The sequence below is a fragment of the Paraburkholderia sp. SIMBA_027 genome (genome assembly GCF_046535315.1).
Classification (GTDB): Bacteria; Pseudomonadota; Gammaproteobacteria; order Burkholderiales; family Burkholderiaceae; genus Paraburkholderia; species Paraburkholderia tropica.
The window spans coordinates 42,393-58,425 of the sequence record NZ_JAWRWY010000031.1; the positions used below are offsets into that span (position 1 = coordinate 42,393).

Annotated in this window: 17 protein-coding genes; 5 read left to right on the top strand and 12 right to left on the bottom strand. The window is 63.6% G+C overall.

The window, feature by feature from the left end; all coding sequences use genetic code 11:
* Positions 1–36 precede the first annotated feature (36 nt).
* From asd to SB764_RS36205, 5 genes are all read right to left on the bottom strand, one after another.
* Positions 37–1,158 (bottom strand): aspartate-semialdehyde dehydrogenase, encoded by a 1,122-nt coding sequence (gene asd / locus SB764_RS36185; protein ID WP_065060008.1) that lies wholly within the window; start codon positions 1,156–1,158, stop codon positions 37–39.
* A gap of 364 nt (positions 1,159–1,522) precedes the next feature.
* On the bottom strand, positions 1,523–2,590 hold the full coding sequence (gene leuB / locus SB764_RS36190) for a 3-isopropylmalate dehydrogenase (RefSeq protein ID WP_065060010.1): 1,068 nt from the start codon (positions 2,588–2,590) through the stop codon (positions 1,523–1,525).
* A 633-nt stretch (positions 2,591–3,223) separates the two neighbouring features.
* Complete coding sequence (leuD, locus tag SB764_RS36195; RefSeq protein WP_065060011.1) at positions 3,224–3,874, bottom strand: 3-isopropylmalate dehydratase small subunit; 651 nt, start codon at positions 3,872–3,874, stop codon at positions 3,224–3,226.
* A gap of 12 nt (positions 3,875–3,886) precedes the next feature.
* Positions 3,887–5,296: a 3-isopropylmalate dehydratase large subunit gene (gene leuC, locus SB764_RS36200; RefSeq protein WP_065060012.1), complete on the bottom strand. Its 1,410-nt coding sequence runs from the start codon at positions 5,294–5,296 to the stop codon at positions 3,887–3,889.
* 143 nt (positions 5,297–5,439) lie between these two features.
* Positions 5,440–5,706 (bottom strand): hypothetical protein, encoded by a 267-nt coding sequence (locus tag SB764_RS36205; RefSeq protein WP_146229946.1) that lies wholly within the window; start codon positions 5,704–5,706, stop codon positions 5,440–5,442.
* Positions 5,707–5,719: 13 nt separating this feature from the next.
* On the opposite strand from SB764_RS36205, the gene SB764_RS36210 reads away from it, so the two are divergent.
* Positions 5,720–6,661, top strand: a complete 942-nt coding sequence (locus SB764_RS36210; protein ID WP_080180226.1) for a MipA/OmpV family protein — start codon at positions 5,720–5,722, stop codon at positions 6,659–6,661.
* A gap of 70 nt (positions 6,662–6,731) precedes the next feature.
* Here the strand turns inward: SB764_RS36210 and SB764_RS36215 are convergent, their stop codons facing one another.
* Positions 6,732–7,496 (bottom strand): M48 family metalloprotease, encoded by a 765-nt coding sequence (locus tag SB764_RS36215; RefSeq protein ID WP_065060013.1) that lies wholly within the window; start codon positions 7,494–7,496, stop codon positions 6,732–6,734.
* Positions 7,497–7,785: 289 nt separating this feature from the next.
* Between SB764_RS36215 and SB764_RS36220 the strand changes: the two genes are divergently transcribed.
* From SB764_RS36220 to SB764_RS36230, 3 genes are all read left to right on the top strand, one after another.
* A complete protein-coding gene (locus SB764_RS36220) occupies positions 7,786–8,769 on the top strand; it encodes a TerC family protein (RefSeq protein ID WP_065060014.1) in 984 nt (327 codons plus the stop codon).
* 153 nt (positions 8,770–8,922) lie between these two features.
* Positions 8,923–9,189: a zf-TFIIB domain-containing protein gene (locus SB764_RS36225; protein ID WP_065060015.1), complete on the top strand. Its 267-nt coding sequence runs from the start codon at positions 8,923–8,925 to the stop codon at positions 9,187–9,189.
* Between the two features lie 47 nt (positions 9,190–9,236).
* The gene (locus SB764_RS36230) at positions 9,237–9,647 is read left to right on the top strand and encodes a TerB family tellurite resistance protein (RefSeq protein ID WP_065060016.1); all 411 of its coding nucleotides are present in this window, start codon (positions 9,237–9,239) and stop codon (positions 9,645–9,647) included.
* A 107-nt stretch (positions 9,648–9,754) separates the two neighbouring features.
* Here the strand turns inward: SB764_RS36230 and SB764_RS36235 are convergent, their stop codons facing one another.
* Together SB764_RS36235 and SB764_RS36240 are read right to left on the bottom strand one after the other, a co-directional pair.
* A complete protein-coding gene (locus SB764_RS36235) occupies positions 9,755–10,411 on the bottom strand; it encodes a response regulator transcription factor (protein WP_065060017.1) in 657 nt (218 codons plus the stop codon).
* Positions 10,412–10,459: 48 nt separating this feature from the next.
* Entirely contained in the window at positions 10,460–11,794 is a 1,335-nt protein-coding gene (locus tag SB764_RS36240) for a sensor histidine kinase (RefSeq protein WP_065060018.1), read from the bottom strand.
* Positions 11,795–12,013: 219 nt separating this feature from the next.
* Here SB764_RS36240 and SB764_RS36245 point away from each other — a divergent pair, with 219 nt between their 5' ends.
* The gene (locus SB764_RS36245; RefSeq protein WP_065060019.1) at positions 12,014–12,478 is read left to right on the top strand and encodes a VOC family protein; all 465 of its coding nucleotides are present in this window, start codon (positions 12,014–12,016) and stop codon (positions 12,476–12,478) included.
* A 132-nt stretch (positions 12,479–12,610) separates the two neighbouring features.
* Here the strand turns inward: SB764_RS36245 and gltA are convergent, their stop codons facing one another.
* The 4 genes from gltA to SB764_RS36265 form a co-directional block, all read right to left on the bottom strand.
* Positions 12,611–13,912: a citrate synthase gene (gene gltA / locus SB764_RS36250; protein ID WP_065060020.1), complete on the bottom strand. Its 1,302-nt coding sequence runs from the start codon at positions 13,910–13,912 to the stop codon at positions 12,611–12,613.
* 79 nt (positions 13,913–13,991) lie between these two features.
* Positions 13,992–14,258 carry a succinate dehydrogenase assembly factor 2 gene (locus SB764_RS36255; RefSeq protein WP_065060021.1) on the bottom strand — a complete coding sequence of 89 codons (267 nt, stop codon included), beginning with the start codon at positions 14,256–14,258 and terminating at the stop codon, positions 13,992–13,994.
* A 15-nt stretch (positions 14,259–14,273) separates the two neighbouring features.
* Positions 14,274–14,975, bottom strand: a complete 702-nt coding sequence (locus SB764_RS36260) for a succinate dehydrogenase iron-sulfur subunit (protein WP_065060022.1) — start codon at positions 14,973–14,975, stop codon at positions 14,274–14,276.
* Positions 14,976–15,004: 29 nt separating this feature from the next.
* Positions 15,005–16,033 (bottom strand): FAD-binding protein (locus SB764_RS36265; protein WP_410866247.1); only part of this gene is annotated, 1,029 nt, incomplete at its 5' end.

The following is a 16,033-nucleotide window of genomic DNA, read 5'->3' on the forward strand; positions in this document are numbered from 1 at the left end:
CCTTCTACGCGTCATTAGCCGCGTAGTTTAAATGATTCACTTGTCGAGCAGAATGCGCAACATGCGACGCAGCGGCTCGGCGGCGCCCCACAGCAGCTGATCGCCGACCGTGAAGGCCGACAGATACTCGCCGCCCATTGCCAGCTTGCGCAGGCGGCCGACCGGCACCGACAGCGTGCCCGTGACCTTCGCGGGCGACAGATCCTGCATCGACGCTTCGCGTTCGTTCGGCACAACCTTCACCCAGTCGTTGGCCGACGCGAGGATGCCGTTGATCTCGTCGAGCGGCACGTCCTTCTTCAGCTTGATCGTGAGCGCCTGCGAGTGGCAGCGCATCGCGCCGATACGCACGCACAGACCGTCGACGGGGATCGACCCCGGCTGGCCCATGGCCGGCTTGCCGAGAATCTTGTTGGTTTCCGCGCCGCCCTTCCACTCTTCCTTCGACATGCCGTTGCCGAGATCCTTGTCGATCCACGGAATCAGCGAACCGGCGAGCGGCACGCCGAACTGGCTGGTGGGCATGGCGTCGCTGTTCATGGTGGCGAGCACCTTGCGGTCGATGTCGAGAATCGCCGACGACGGGTTCGCCAGATCGGTCGCGACGGCCGCGTTCAGCGCGCCCATCTGCGAGAGCAACTCGCGCATGTTCTGCGCGCCCGCGCCCGAAGCCGCCTGGTAGGTCATGGCCGTCATCCAGTCGACGAGGTTTTCGCGGAACAGGCCGCCGAGCGCCATCAGCATCAGGCTGACCGTGCAGTTGCCGCCGACGAAGTCCTTCTGGCCCTTGACCAGCGCGTCCTTGATGACGTTCAGGTTGACCGGGTCGAGGATGATGACCGCGTCGTCCTTCATGCGCAGCGACGAGGCCGCGTCGATCCAGTAACCGGTCCAGCCTGCCGCACGCAGCTTCGGATACACGTCGTTCGTGTAGTCGCCGCCCTGGCAGGTGATGATGACGTCGCACTTCTTGAGCTCGTCGACGCTGTTTGCGTCCTTGAGCTTCGTCTCGTTTTTGGCGAACGACGGAGCCGCGCCGCCTGCGTTGCTGGTGCTGAAAAACACCGGTTCGATCAGGTCGAAATCACGTTCTTCCTGCATGCGCTGCATCAGCACGCTGCCGACCATGCCGCGCCAACCTACGAGACCTACGTTCATGACTAACCCTTGATTTGGACACTTCCCCGCTTCGCTCGCCCGGCGTGGCCGCGCGGGGAAGATGAGCGGGCACGACGAGCGATCAACGCGTGATGATCGTTTTCGTAATGGTTTTCGTGTTGATGGCGAGCGAAATCGCACGGGCCGTTTTATCGCCGTGGATGTTCGAAACAATCGTGATCGGGGAGATCTTCGCCATCGGAACAATATACACGAAACAGTTAAATTGCGCGGCAAAAACCGCACTTTCCGCTATGTAGCGCCCGCGTTTCGCCAGCGCGAAACACGGATGCAAAACACGGGCGCGAAATCATGCGAAAGCAAAAAAGGGCACGCCACCGAAGGCCTGCCCTTCCGTTCTGCTTTACAGCGCGGCGAGCACTGCGTCGCCCATTTCCACCGTGCCGACCTTCTTGCAGTCCGGCGTGACGATGTCGGCGGTGCGATAGCCCTGCTCCAGCACCTTCTTGACCGCGGCTTCGATGCGATCGGCCTGCTCTTCGCGGCCGAGCGAGTAACGCAGCATCATGGCGGCCGAGAGGATCGTGGCGAGCGGATTTGCAATGCCCTTGCCCGCGATGTCCGGCGCCGAACCGTGCGACGGCTCGTACAGACCCTTGTTGTTCTTGTCGAGCGAAGCCGAGGGCAGCATGCCGATCGAGCCCGTGAGCATGGCCGCTTCGTCCGAGAGGATGTCGCCGAACATGTTGCCCGTGACCACCACGTCGAACGCCTTCGGCGCCTTCACGAGCTGCATGGCCGCGTTGTCGACGTACATGTGCGAGAGCTCGACTTCCGGATATTCCTTCGAGACATCGATCATGATGTCCTTCCAGAACTGCGAAGTTTCGAGCACGTTGGCCTTGTCGACCGAGGTCAGCTTCTTCTGGCGCTTTTGCGCGGCCTGGAACGCGACGTGCGCGATGCGACGCACTTCGGGTTCCGAATAGCGCATCGTGTCGAAGCCTTCGCGGGCGCCCTTGAAGAGACCATCCGGCGATTCGCGCAGACCGCGTGGCTGGCCGAAATAGATGTCGCCGTTCAGTTCGCGCACGATCAGGATGTCGAGGCCCGACACGATTTCCGGCTTGAGCGACGACGCACCCGTGAGTTGCGGATAGCAGATGGCGGGGCGGAAATTCGCGAACAGTTCGAGGTGCTTGCGCAGACCGAGGATGGCTTGTTCCGGGCGCAGTGCGCGTTCGAGCGAATCGTACTTCCAGTCGCCGACAGCGCCGAACAGGATCGCGTCAGCGGATTTCGCGAGCGCGAGCGTGGCTTCGGGCAGCGGATGGCCGCTCGCTTCGTAGCCCGCGCCGCCAACCGGCGCTTCTTCCAGCTCGAACTTTTCGCCGAGCGCGTTGAGGACCTTCACGGCTTCCTTGACGATCTCGGGGCCGATGCCGTCGCCCGGCAACACTGCAATCTTCATTTTTTGATTCCTCGGGGGTGGTTCGGGGTGGTCTGGTTGGGGGATGTTTTTTGCGGTTTCTCGTTGCCTTTTTTCGCGTTTCCTTGTTTTCTTGTCGGTCTGCCAGCGTCGCCCCTGTGCGGGGCGGCACCTACTTTTCTTTGCAGCCGCAAAGAAAAGTAGGCAAAAGAAAGCGGCTCACACCGCCAGTGTGACGCAGTCCACCTCGCACCTTCGCAGGTAGTGGCTCCGGAGCATCCGTCACCCCGCACATTCCCACTCAGTGACAAAGGACTCATCCATCCCGCCTCGCGCTACGCGCTCAGCGGAAGGGTCCACCGAAAACCCTGGTGATCCACCGTTTTCGGTTATGCCCCGCGGCGCGCGGCGCGCCGCCGGAGGAATGAGCCCTTTGTCACTCTGTTGGGTGGCGAGTGATGCCGGATGCTCCGGAACCACTACCTGCAAAGGTGCGGGGTGGACTGCGTCACATTGGCGGTTTGAGCGGCTTTCTTTTGCCTACTTTTCTTTGCCGCGGCAAAGAAAAGTAGGTGCCGCCCCGCTCAGGGGCGACGCTGGCAAACCGACAAGAAAACAAGGAAACGCGAAAAAAAGCGCCTACCTCAAAAAAACATCCCCACCAACCAAACCCACTTAAATAACGCGATTCTTAAGCCACGGCTGACGCACAAGCCGCTCGGCTTCGTACTGACGAATTTTGTCAGCATGCCGCAGCGTAAGCCCGATATCGTCAAACCCGTTCAACAGACAGTACCGACGAAACGCCGCCACTTCAAACGGATATTCCTTCGACCCATCGGTTGTACGCACAACCTGCTTATCCAGATCGACAGTCAACTGAAACCCATTAAACGCATAAGTTTCGTTGAACAGATGATCGACATCCGCTTCGCTCAAAACGATCGGCAGCAGCCCGTTCTTGAAGCAGTTGTTATAGAAAATGTCCGCAAAGCTAGGCGCAATGATCGCGCGAAAGCCGTACTGATCGAGCGCCCACGGCGCATGCTCGCGCGAGCTGCCGCAACCGAAGTTCTTGCGCGTCAGCAGCACCGAAGCACCCTGATAACGCGGCTGATTCAGCACGAAATCCGGATTCAGCGGGCGCTTCGAATTGTCCTGCCCCGGCTCGCCATGATCCAGATAACGCCATTCGTCGAATGCGTTCGGCCCAAAGCCCGTGCGCTTGATCGACTTGAGAAACTGCTTCGGAATGATCGCGTCCGTGTCGACGTTCTCGCGATCGAGCGGCGCCACGACGCCGGTGTGTACTGTGAATTTTTCCATGATCGTGTTGCCTTAACCGAGCTTGCGAATGTCGACGAAATGACCTTCGATGGCAGCTGCGGCAGCCATCGCCGGGCTCACGAGGTGCGTGCGTCCGCCCGCGCCCTGACGGCCTTCGAAGTTACGGTTCGAGGTGGACGCGCAACGCTCGCCCGGTTCCAGACGGTCCGCGTTCATCGCGAGACACATCGAGCAGCCCGGCTCGCGCCATTCGAAACCCGCTTCCGTGAACACCTTGTCGAGACCTTCGTGTTCGGCTTGCGCCTTCACGAGACCCGAACCCGGCACCACCATCGCGAGACGGATATTCGGCGCCACGCGGCGGCCGAGCTTCTTCACAACATACGCGGCCGAGCGCAGATCTTCGATACGCGCGTTCGTGCACGAGCCGATGAAAATCTTGTCCGGCTGGATCGACTCGATCGGCATGTTCGGCTCGAGCGCCATGTATTGCAGCGCGCGTTCCATCGCGTCGCGCTTGACCGGATCCTTCTCGCGCTCGGGGTCCGGCACGCGGCCGTCGACCGACGTGACCATTTCCGGCGAGGTGCCCCACGTAACCTGCGGGACGATGTCGGCCTCCGACAGTTCGACCACGCGGTCGAAATGCGCGCCTTCGTCGGAACGGAACGTCTTCCAGTATTCGACGGCCTGGTCCCACTCCACGCCCTGCGGCGAGAACGGACGGTTCTTCAGGTAGTCGACCGTGGTGTCGTCCACCGCGACCATGCCGGCGCGCGCGCCGCCTTCGATCGCCATGTTGCAGACGGTCATGCGGCCTTCCATCGTGAGACCGCGGATCATCGAGCCGCCGAACTCCATGGCGTAGCCCGTGCCGCCCGCCGTGCCGATCTTGCCGATGATGGCGAGCACGATGTCCTTCGCGGTGCAGCCGCGCGGCAGCGTGCCTTCGACCTTCACGAGCATGTTCTTGCTCTTCTTCTGCAAGAGCGTTTGCGTGGCCAGCACGTGCTCGACTTCCGACGTGCCGATGCCGTGCGCGAGCGCGCCGAACGCGCCGTGCGTAGACGTGTGCGAGTCGCCGCAGACGATCGTCATGCCCGGCAGCGTCGCGCCCTGTTCCGGACCGACGATGTGCACGATGCCCTGACGCTGGTCGGTCATCTTGAATTGCGTGATGCCGAAGGCGTCGCAATTCGAATCGAGCGTGTCGACCTGGAGCTTCGAAACCGGGTCGGCGATGCCGTGGCTGCGGTCCGTGGTGGGCACGTTGTGGTCGGAAACGGCCAGGTTCGCGCTGATGCGCCACACCGGGCGCTCATGCAGCTTCAGGCCTTCGAAAGCCTGCGGGCTGGTGACTTCGTGCAGCAGATGACGGTCGATGTAAAGGAGCGTCGTGCCGTCGTCTTCCGTGTGGACCACATGCGAGTCCCACAATTTGTCGTAGAGCGTCTTTGCCATGATATGCGGGGAGTTAGTGACTGCGGGGGCAATACTTTGTGAATCGATTATGCCACGCGAAAGCCGCACCCCGCATCGTCACGATTCAAAAAAAGCGATAAAAAACAGTGAGTTGGGTGGTAGTGGCGATACCTGTATCGCTGTTACCCGGCGTGGCGCGCACGGGAAATCCGTCGCGTTTCCGGCGCAATTTCCGTGTGCTTTTCGTGAGCACCGAAGCGGAAGCCTTTGTTTTTCCGATTGATTTCCGGCGGCCCCTCGCTCGCGCGGAAACGATGACGCGAGTGCAGCACGGCGACCGTGAGTGCCATATCAGGCACGTCGTTTGCGAGATGTGCGCCGCCGCACGATGCCCGGTTCTGTGGTTCCATCACACTGAAATAACGGTCACGTCGCGGCAGCACAGGCAATCATGGAGGCCTCATGCCACTTGCAACCCGTACCGCGTACAAGAAAACAAGCAGAACAAGCCTGATCCCGCGGCGGCAACCGCAGGCCAACCCGGACCACCGCCGGCGCGGCGCGCGCCACGCATCGCTCGCCGTGGCGGCCACGGTCTGCGCATTCGCGTTCACGCCGCGCGCCCACGCACAGACGCCTTCGCCGCTCGGCGAGTGGCAGTACTCGGCGGGGATCCCGCTCGAAAAGCTCTATCAGCCCGACCGGCCCGACTTCGAGGCCCGCCTCGGCGTGGGCGCGACCTTCGAGCCGCGCTACGACGGCTCGGACCGCTATCACATGATGGCCGGACCCAGCATCGACCTGCGCTACAAGGACACCCTGTTCGGTTCGACCGGCGAAGGCTTCGGCGTGAACTTTCTGCAAGGGCAGAACTGGCGCCTGAGCATCGCCGCCGCCTACGATCTCGGCCGGCGTGGCAACGACGATCCGACGCGTCTGAACGGCATGGGCAACATCAACCCGGCGCCGCTGATGAAGATCGCGGGCGAATACGTGATCTCGAAGGACTTCCCGCTGGTGTTCCGCGGCGCGTTCACGCGCAGCTTCGGCGGCTCCAACGGCTGGACCGCCGACTTCGGCGCCTACATGCCGCTGCCGGGCAGCAGCCAGCACTTCTACTGGTTCGCCGGCCCGTCGGTCACGTTCGCGGATTCGAACTACATGCAGAGCTGGTTCGGCGTGACGCCGCAGCAGTCGGCTGCGTCGGGCTACCGGCAGTACGACGCGAGTCCCGGCCTGAAATCGGCGGGCTTCGGCATCACGATGGTGTACTTCGTCAACAAGCACTGGTTCGTGAGCGCGGACGGCGCGATCAAGCGTCTGCTCGGCAGCGCCGCGCACAGCCCGATCATCCAGACGAAGACCGAAGGCGTCTGCGACGTGTCGATCAATTACCAGTTCTAGTGGGTTCCATCGCCTTCCGGCCTGGCGGCCGGCACACGCCCGCCGCCAGGCCGGTCGGATCAGGTCTGTCTTACCCTTCCTTCTTGATCCGATTCTGAATATGCTGCGCGCGGCTCGGCGACGACGGATGCGAACTCAGCATCGAACTCTGCCCGCCGTCCATTTCCGCCAGCTTCTGGAAGGCCGTGACGAGGCCCGCGCGGTTCATGCCTTTCTTCTTGAGCAGGTCGAAGGAGTAGTCGTCGGCGGCGCTTTCCTGCGACTGCGAAAACTGCGCGTTGATGAACTTCTCGGTGAGGTCGCCGAGCTGCGACGTGCTCAACGCCGATGCCATCGAATTGCCCGTTGCGCCCGCCGCCGTGCGCGCCGCGCTCACGGTGTACGCCGTCTGCATGGCCTTCTTCGAGTGGCCAAGCGCGACGTGGCCCATCTCGTGGCCGATCACGCCGCGCAGTTCGTCGTCGCTCATCTTGTCCATCAGGCCGCTGTAGACGCGCACGCAGCCGTTGCCCATCGCCCACGCGTTGATGTCGCTCGTCTCGTAGACCTTGTAGTCGATTTTCTGGCCGTTCAGCGTCATGTCGCCGAAGCCGCTCATGACCTTCGTGAGACGCTTGCCGTAAGCGCTGCTCGACGCGGCCACCTTCGACTGCGCGTCGCTCGCCTTGCAGGCGTCGTTCGAAACCGCGACGATGTCGCTGTCCGACAGCGTGGCCGCCTTGAACAGCGTCGCGCCCGCCGACACCGCCGCGTTGGGGTCCAGACTTTGCAGCGACGAACAGGCGCTCAGCGCAACCGCGAGCCCGCACGCGAAGCCAATCTTGCCAAATGTCATTCTTGCCATCCTTTCACTGTTGTAAGGATCGACGAATCTAGCACTGCCCCTCTTTCCCATATTTGCGCGGTGCGGCGTTCAAGCGCTGCGCCTGGATCTTCGTCAATCCGGCGTCAGTCTGCGCGCCTGCTCGTCCGCTGACTGACGCAAACGGACACAGGCCGACGCAAACGGACGCAAACGGACACGCCTCATTCCTCGCTCATTCTTCAGGATTAAGCTAGACCGTTGAGCCCCTCGGGCTCGCCCTTCCCCGCTATCCGATTCGAGGCCAAAGGACCTGACCGCCATGCTCACGCCGATCCTCTCCGCCAGCTTTCTCGGTCAGCCCGCGTGGCTGTGGGTCGCCTTCATCGTGGTCGTGATCGTGCTGCTCGTGCTCGATCTCGGCGTGCTTCATCGCGACGATCACGAAATCGGCATCCGCGAAAGCCTGTGGCTCTCGCTCGGCTACATCACCGTCGGCGTGCTGTTCGGCGGCTTCGTCTGGTGGCAACTGGGCGCCGAGCCCGCGACCGAGTACCTGACCGGCTATCTGATCGAAAAATCGCTGTCGCTCGACAACGTCTTCGTGATCGCGTCGATCTTCGGCGCGCTCGCGGTGCCGCGCGTGTACCAGCATCGCGTGCTGTTCTGGGGCATCGTCGGCGTGCTGGTGCTGCGCGCACTGATGGTCGGCCTCGGTGCCGCGCTGGTCGCGCGCTTCGAGTGGATGCTGCTCGTGTTCGGTCTCTTTCTCGCGATCACGGGCGTGAAGATGCTGTTCGGCTCGAAGGAAGAAGCGCACGTGGAAGACAGCCGCATCCTGCGCGTGATTCGCCGCGTGCTGCCGGTCGCGCCGCAACTCGAAGGCGGCGCGTTCGTGGTGCGGCGCGCGCATCCCGTCAGCGGCAAGCTCAAGCGCTACGCGACGCCGCTGCTCGTCGCGCTGCTGATGATCGAATTCGCCGATCTGATCTTCGCGGTCGACTCGATTCCCGCGATCTTCTCGATCACGACCGATCCGTTCATCGTCTATACGAGCAATATCTTCGCCGTGCTCGGTCTGCGCGCGCTGTTCTTCGCGCTCGCGGCGATGGCGCACCGTTTCTACTACCTCAAGCACGCGCTCGCGCTCGTGCTGGTGTTCATCGGCGCGAAGATCTTTCTGGTGCATTTCATCGGCAAGATGCCGGCGCTGGTGAGCCTCGGCGTGACGGCGGCGCTGCTCGCGGGCGGCGTGCTGCTGTCGCTGGTGAAGACGCGCGGCGGCGATGTGAACGCCGCCCGATAGCGCTCTGAACGCGCCACAAACGGCGCCTCAAACACGCTCCTCATTTTTCGCTCATTTTCGTCTGCGAGGATGAATTCCATCGGGGCCGCGCAGCGTGCTACGGCAAGGCTCAGGCGGCGCCCGATGGCCTGTCCATTCATCACGGAGCGCATCATGAAATGCCCGAACTGCCCTGACGTGACGCTTGCGATCTCGGAGCGTCAAGGCGTCGAACTCGACTATTGCCCGGAATGCCGCGGCGTCTGGCTCGACCGCGGGGAACTCGACAAGCTGCTCGACCGCACAGCCGCCGCGCAAACCACGCAGTCGCGCCCACTCGACGACGGCTACAGCGCGCAGCAAGGTTCGCATCATCGCGCGCATCGCGACGAGTACGCGCCGCGCCGCCGCAAATCGTGGCTCGGCGATCTGTTCGACTGAAAGCGCGACCGACGGCGCGCCCCGTTCAACCTCAAGGACATCTGACCATGCGAACCTACACCAGCAACAGCCCGCAGGCCGCGGGCCGGATCGTCGCCATCGCCCTGCTCGCCGATGGCCACCTCAGCAGCAGCGAACTGAGCGCCGTGCATCATGCGCGCATCGCGGAACGCCTCGGCCTCGAACCGGGCGAATTCGGCGCCATCCTGCAGGGGCTCTGCGAGGATCTGCTCGTGAGCGCGCACCTGAACTGGAGCGACGCGTGCAAGCTCGACTCCGACGTCATGCAGCACGTCCTGCGCGAGTTGCAGGACCCGGTCATGCGCGCCGAGGTGCTCAATCTGTGCCACGTCGCGGTCTATGCCGACCGTCACGTGGCCGATAGCGAAGCCGCCTTGCTCGCAGCGCTCTCGCGGGCCTGGCAGGCGCATCCGTGGCAGCGTCTGCTGGCGTCGTAAGCGCGCCCGTCCGCCTCCATCGTTTCGCGCGGGCGACGCGGCTTTCCCCCCGCGTCGCGCGCCTCGCGGCGAGTCGTCCGCTCGCCGCGTTTTTCTTCGCGTTTGCGTCAGACGCACACCGCCCAGCCGAGCCCGCGCACGTTGCGGATGACCGCATGACCGAATTTGCGCCGCACGCTGTAGATCACCGCGTCGACCGCGTTGCTCTCCACTTCCTCGCCCCAGCCGTAAAGCCGCTCCTCGATCTGCTGACGCGAGAGAATCGCGCCGGGGCGTTCGAGCAGCGCGAGCATGAGCGCATATTCGCGCGCGGAGAGATCGTCGCTCTGGCCGTCGAACGTGAGGCGGCGCGCATTCATGTCGAGCGTCACGCGCCCGCTGCCCATCGTCGATGAAGCGAAACCCGACTTGCGCCGCACCACCGCGCGGATGCGCGCGAGCAGCTCCTTGCTCTCGAACGGCTTCACGAGATAGTCGTCGGCGCCGAGATCGAGCCCTTCCACGCGCGTATCCACATCGTCGCGCGCGGTGATGACGATGACCGGCGTCGTGTCGTTCGACTCGCGCAGCCCGCGCAGCACGTCCAGACCGCTCATGTCGCCGAGCCCGAGATCAAGCAGGATCGCCGTGTACGACCCGTCGCGAATGGCCGCGCGGCCGCTTTCGCCCGTGCGCACCCAGTCGACGCTATAGGTCGCGTCCTTGAGCGCGCGCAGCAGCGCGGGCCCGATCAGCAGATCGTCTTCGATCAGCAGAATCCGCATCGCCCCATTTCCTCAGTATGCCTGTCGATATGTGCTCGACCCGCGCCCTCACGCGAGCGGCAGCACGATGCGCGCGACGATGCCGGTCTGGCCGTCCGCGCGGTTCTCCAGCGTGACGCGCCCGCGATAACCGTGCGCGAGCGCCTGCGCGATCGCAAGCCCGAGGCCGCTGCCTTCGGCGTCGTTCGCGCCCGCGCGGAAAAAGCGGTCGAAAATGCGCGGCAAATCGGTTTCGGCGATGCCAGGCCCGTCGTCGAGCACCTCGATCGTCACGCTGCGCGCCTCGCGCCGCACCGACACGTCCACGCGACCGCCCGCATGCACGTAGCGAATCGCGTTGTCGATCAGGTTACGCGTCAGCACGCGCAGATCGGCCTCGGTTGCATGCACGCTCGCCTCATCGAGACGCTCGACGCCGAGATCGACGCCGCGCGCGTCGGCGAGCGGCAACAGGTCGGCCAGCACCTCGGTCACGAGCGGCGCGAGCGCGATGTCCGCGAGCGCGCGCTGCGCCCCGCCGATCTCCGCGCGCGCGAGCCCGAGCAACTGCGAGACGAGCGCGCCCGTGCGCGCCACGCCGCGCCGCAGTTCGTCGAAGCGCTCGCGGTATTGATCGGGCGGCGCGTCGTGCAGATTGTCGATCTGCAACTGCATCGCGGAAATGGGCGAGCGCAATTCGTGCGCGGCATCGGCGATGAACTTGCGCTCCGTGTTCACGAGTAGCGCGAGGCGCTCGATCATGCGGTTGATCGACTCGATGAACGGCCGCAGCTCGACGGGCGCTTTCGCCACGTCGAGCGGCTTCAGTTCGCGCAGATCGTGCAGATCGACCTGCGCCGCGCGACGCCCGACGCGTTCGAGCGGACGCAGCGACAGGCGCACCGTCACCGCAATGGTGAGCGCGAGCAGCGGCAGCAGCGCGAGCACCGGCAACAGGCTCCAGAACGCCACGCGCAGCGCGTTGCGATTGCGCATGCTGCGCGATTCGGCCACCTGGATGTGTTCGTCGCCGGCGGCGAGCGCGAAGACGTCCCACGTCTCGCCGTCGTAATCGATCGATGAAAAACCGGCCTGCGCGCGCGGCAACGCGATATCGGCATCGCTCGTGCGGCTCGGCGCGGCGGCGTCGCTCGCCGACCAGATCTGCACCACGAAATCGTCCGAAGGACGGCGCTCGCCGTTCGCTGTGGCCGCGTGGTGGCGCTGCGGCGGTGCGCCCGCCTGCACGTGCGCGGCGGCGTCGCGCAGGCTCGTGCTGAACTCGCTCGCAAGGCTGCGCACCACGAGGAAGGTGCCGAGCGCGCCGAGCAGGCCCACGACGATCGCGAGCGTGCCGATGGCGATGCTCAGACGGCGGTGCAGGGAATTCGCGGCGAAGAACATGGAGCGGCTCGGCGATCTGGACGATGCGGGCGATCGTGGCAGAAAAGGGGGACGCGTCCATGATAAAGGATTCGCGGGGTGCGGCCGTGCGCGGATGAACGGCGGCAAGCGGATCGTCACGGCGCACGCGAGCGCCGCGCGACGGTGCTAGATTCGTCTCACGCAGTGCCCGCGCAGTGCGTCCGCATTACGTCATTCGAGACACGACAGGAGACGATCATGAGCGACACCTCGCAACGCCCGGCCTTCGGCAGCGCGATCTATTACCGCGACCCGCGCGCCGCGCTCGCCTGGCTGGAGAAAGCGTTCGGCTTCACGACGCAGTTCGTCGTCACCACGCCGGACGGCAAAGTCTGCCACTCGGAAATGCGCTTCGAGGATGGCTACATCATGGTCTGCGGCGAGTGGCCGGGCATGCCCTCGACGAGCCCCGCCGCCGTCGGCGGCAAGAACACGCAGTCGGTGCACGTGCAGCTCAGGCGCGGACTCGACGCGCATTGCGAACGCGCGCGCGCCGCCGGCGCGACGATCGTGCGCGAGCCCGAGGACCAGTTCTACGGCGACCGCGTCTACGCGGCCTGCGACCCGGAAGGCCACGTGTGGAGCTTCGGCGAAACAGTGCGCCAGGTCTCGCGCGAAGAAGCCGAACAGGCGAGCGGCCTGAAGATCGACGGCTGGATTTGAGGGCGGAACAGGGCGGATCTCGAAGTCGAGGCCCGAAAAAGAAAACGCCCCGCCGGAACAAACCCGGCGGAGCGTTTTTTGCTTGCCGCACGACGCGCCGCAAAGGCACGCCGTACGAACAGGCGATGATGCTTAGCGTTGCGAGATCGGCTTCGCTTCGCGCGGCGTGTTGCCGATGAACAGCTGACGCGGACGGCCGATCTTCTGTTCGGGGTCGGCGATCATTTCGTTCCACTGGGCGATCCAGCCCACCGTACGTGCCATCGCGAAGATACACGTGAACATCGACGTCGGGATGCCCAGCGCGCGCTGAACGATGCCCGAGTAGAAGTCGACGTTCGGGTAGAGCTTGCGCGACACGAAGTATTCGTCTTCGAGCGCGATCTTTTCGAGCGCCATCGCGAGCTTGAACAGCGGATCGTCGTGCAGGCCCAGTTCTTCGAGCACTTCGTGGCACGTTTCGCGCATCAGCTTCGCACGCGGATCGTAGTTCTTGTACACGCGGTGACCGAAGCCCATGAGCTTCACGCCCGAGTTCTTGTCCTTCACCTGCTTGATGAATTCGGGGATGTTTTCCACCGAACCGATTTCCTCAAGCATGTTCAGTGCGGCTTCGTTCGCACCGCCGTGCGCCGGGCCCCACAGACACGCGATACCGGCCGCGATACACGCGAACGGGTTCGCGCCCGACGAACCTGCCAGACGGACCGTCGAGGTCGAGGCGTTCTGTTCGTGGTCGGCGTGCAGGATCAGGATACGGTCGAGCGCGCGCACGAGCACGTCGTTGACCTTGTACTCTTCGCACGGGTTCGAGAACATCATGCGCATGAAGTTCGCGCTGTACGACAGATCGTTCTGCGGGTACACGAACGGCTGACCGATCGAGTACTTGTACGCCATGGCGACGAGCGTCGGCAGCTTCGCGATCATGCGGATTGCCGACACTTCGCGATGCTTCGCGTTATTGATGTCGAGCGAATCGTGATAGAACGCCGACAGTGCGCCGACAGCCGCGACCAGAATGGCCATCGGGTGCGCGTCGCGACGGAAGCCACGGAAGAAGAACTGCATCTGCTCGTGAACCATCGTGTGCTGCGTGACGGTCTTCACGAACTCGTCCTTCTGCGCCTGGTTCGGCAGTTCGCCCTTGAGCAGCAGATAGCAGGATTCGAGGAAGTCGGCGTTTTGCGCGAGGTTGTCGATCGGGTAGCCGCGATACAGCAGCTCGCCCTTGTCCCCGTCGATATACGTGATCGCCGAGTTGCACGATGCCGTCGACATGAAGCCCGGGTCATACGTGAACTTGCCGGTCTGACCGTACAGTTTGCGGATGTCGATCACATCCGGGCCCATGGTGCCCTTGTAGATCGGCAGTTCGACGCTCGGCGAATTGTCGCTGAACGATAGCGTGGCTTTTACATCAGACGGGGTCATAGCACATCCTCAATCGAAGATAAACACAGGATTCGATAGTTTGCACGTCCGGCGCGGCGCCTCCTGGCGTCACCGCGTCTCAGACGTTGCGAAGCAGCTCCAGCACCCGCTTCACGTCCGGGTCGGCAAGGTCGCCTTCTGGTTCCTTGCGCGCGAGCAGCAAGTCCATCAGGTCGTTATCGCTCAGCTCGAGCAGGCGCGTAAGAGCGCCCACGTCGGCGTCGCTGAGGTCATGCTCGTAGCGGTCGAAAAATCGCTCGAAAATAATGTCGTTTTCGAGCATACCGCGCCGCGCGCGCCAGCGAAGGCGCGCGCGGCGATGAGGGTCAGACTGGTGCGAGTCCATACGTTCTCGCCGTGGTCAAACCGCGCGGCGGACCATCAGTTCCTTGATCTTGCCGATCGCCTTCGTCGGGTTCAGGCCCTTCGGGCAGACGTCGACGCAGTTCATGATCGTATGGCAACGGAACAGACGGTACGGATCTTCGAGGTTATCGAGACGCTCGCCGGTGGCTTCGTCGCGGCTGTCCGCGATGAAGCGGTAAGCCTGCAGCAGGCCGGCCGGGCCGACGAACTTGTCCGGATTCCACCAGAAGCTCGGGCACGACGTCGAGCAGCTCGCGCACAGAATACACTCGTACACACCGTCGAGTTCGTCACGCTGCTCGGGCGACTGCAGACGCTCCTTCTCGGGCGGCGGCGTGTCGTTGATCAGGTACGGCTTGATCGAGTGGTACTGGTTGAAGAAGTGCGTCATGTCGACGATCAGGTCGCGCACGACGGGCAGGCCCGGCAGCGGGCGCAGCACGATCTTCGCCGGCAGGTCGTTCAGGTTCGTGAGGCACGCCAGACCGTTCTTGCCGTTGATGTTCATCGCGTCCGAACCGCACACGCCTTCGCGGCACGAACGGCGGAACGACAGCGTTTCGTCGACTTCCTTGAGCTTCACCAGCGCGTCGAGCAGCATGCGCTCGTGCGTGAGTTCCAGCTCGTACGTCTGCATGCGCGGCGCCGAATCCTTGTCCGGATCGTAGCGGTAGACTTCAAAAATACGTTTGGCCATTTCCCAATTCCTTTTGACTGGCGTGTGCCTTAGAACGTACGCGCCTTCGGCGGCACGGACTCGACGGTCAGCGGCTTCATGTGAACCGGCTTGTAGTCAAGACGGTTGCCTTCGCTGAACCACAGCGTATGGCGCAGCCAGTTTTCGTCGTCGCGGTGTTCGTAATCGCTGTGTGCGTGCGCGCCACGGCTTTCCTTGCGGGCTTCAGCCGAGACCATCGTTGCCTGCGCAACTTCCACGAGGTTCGCCACTTCGAGCGCTTCGACGCGCGCGGTGTTGAACACCTTCGACTTGTCCTTCAGGTGAATGTGCTTCGCCTGTTCCGTGACCTGCGCGATGTCCTTGACACCTTCGGCCAGCAGCGCCGAGGTACGGAACACGCCAGCGTGCTTCTGCATCGAGCCGCGGATTTCGTTCGCGACGCTCTGGGCGTATTCGCCCGAGGTCGAGTTGTCGAGCTTGGCGAGGCGAGCGAGCGAGAAGTCGGCGGCGTCGGCCGGCAGCGGCTTGTGCTCCTTGAGCTCCTTCACGTGCTTGACGATGTGGTTGCCGGCCGCACGGCCGAACACCACGAGGTCGAGCAGCGAGTTCGTGCCCAGGCGGTTCGCGCCGTGCACCGAGACGCACGAGCATTCGCCCACGGCGTAGAAGCCGTTGACGACTTCTTCGTGGCCCTTCGGCGTGCCGACGACCTGGCCGTTGATGTTCGTGGGGATACCGCCCATCTGGTAGTGAATCGTCGGAACGACCGGGATCGGTTCCTTGATGCAGTCGACGTTCGCGAACTTCAGCGCGATTTCGCGGATCGACGGCAGACGCTTCAGGATGGTCTCGGCGCCGATGTGCGACAGGTCGAGCAGCACGTGATCCTTGTGCGCGCCCACACCGCGGCCTTCCTTGATTTCCTGGTCCATCGAGCGCGAAACAAAGTCACGCGGCGCGAGATCCTTCAGCGTCGGCGCATAACGTTCCATGAAGCGCTCGCCATTCGAATTACGCAGAATGCCGCCTTCGCCGCGCACGCCTTCGGTAATCAGCACGCCCGCGCCGGCCACGCC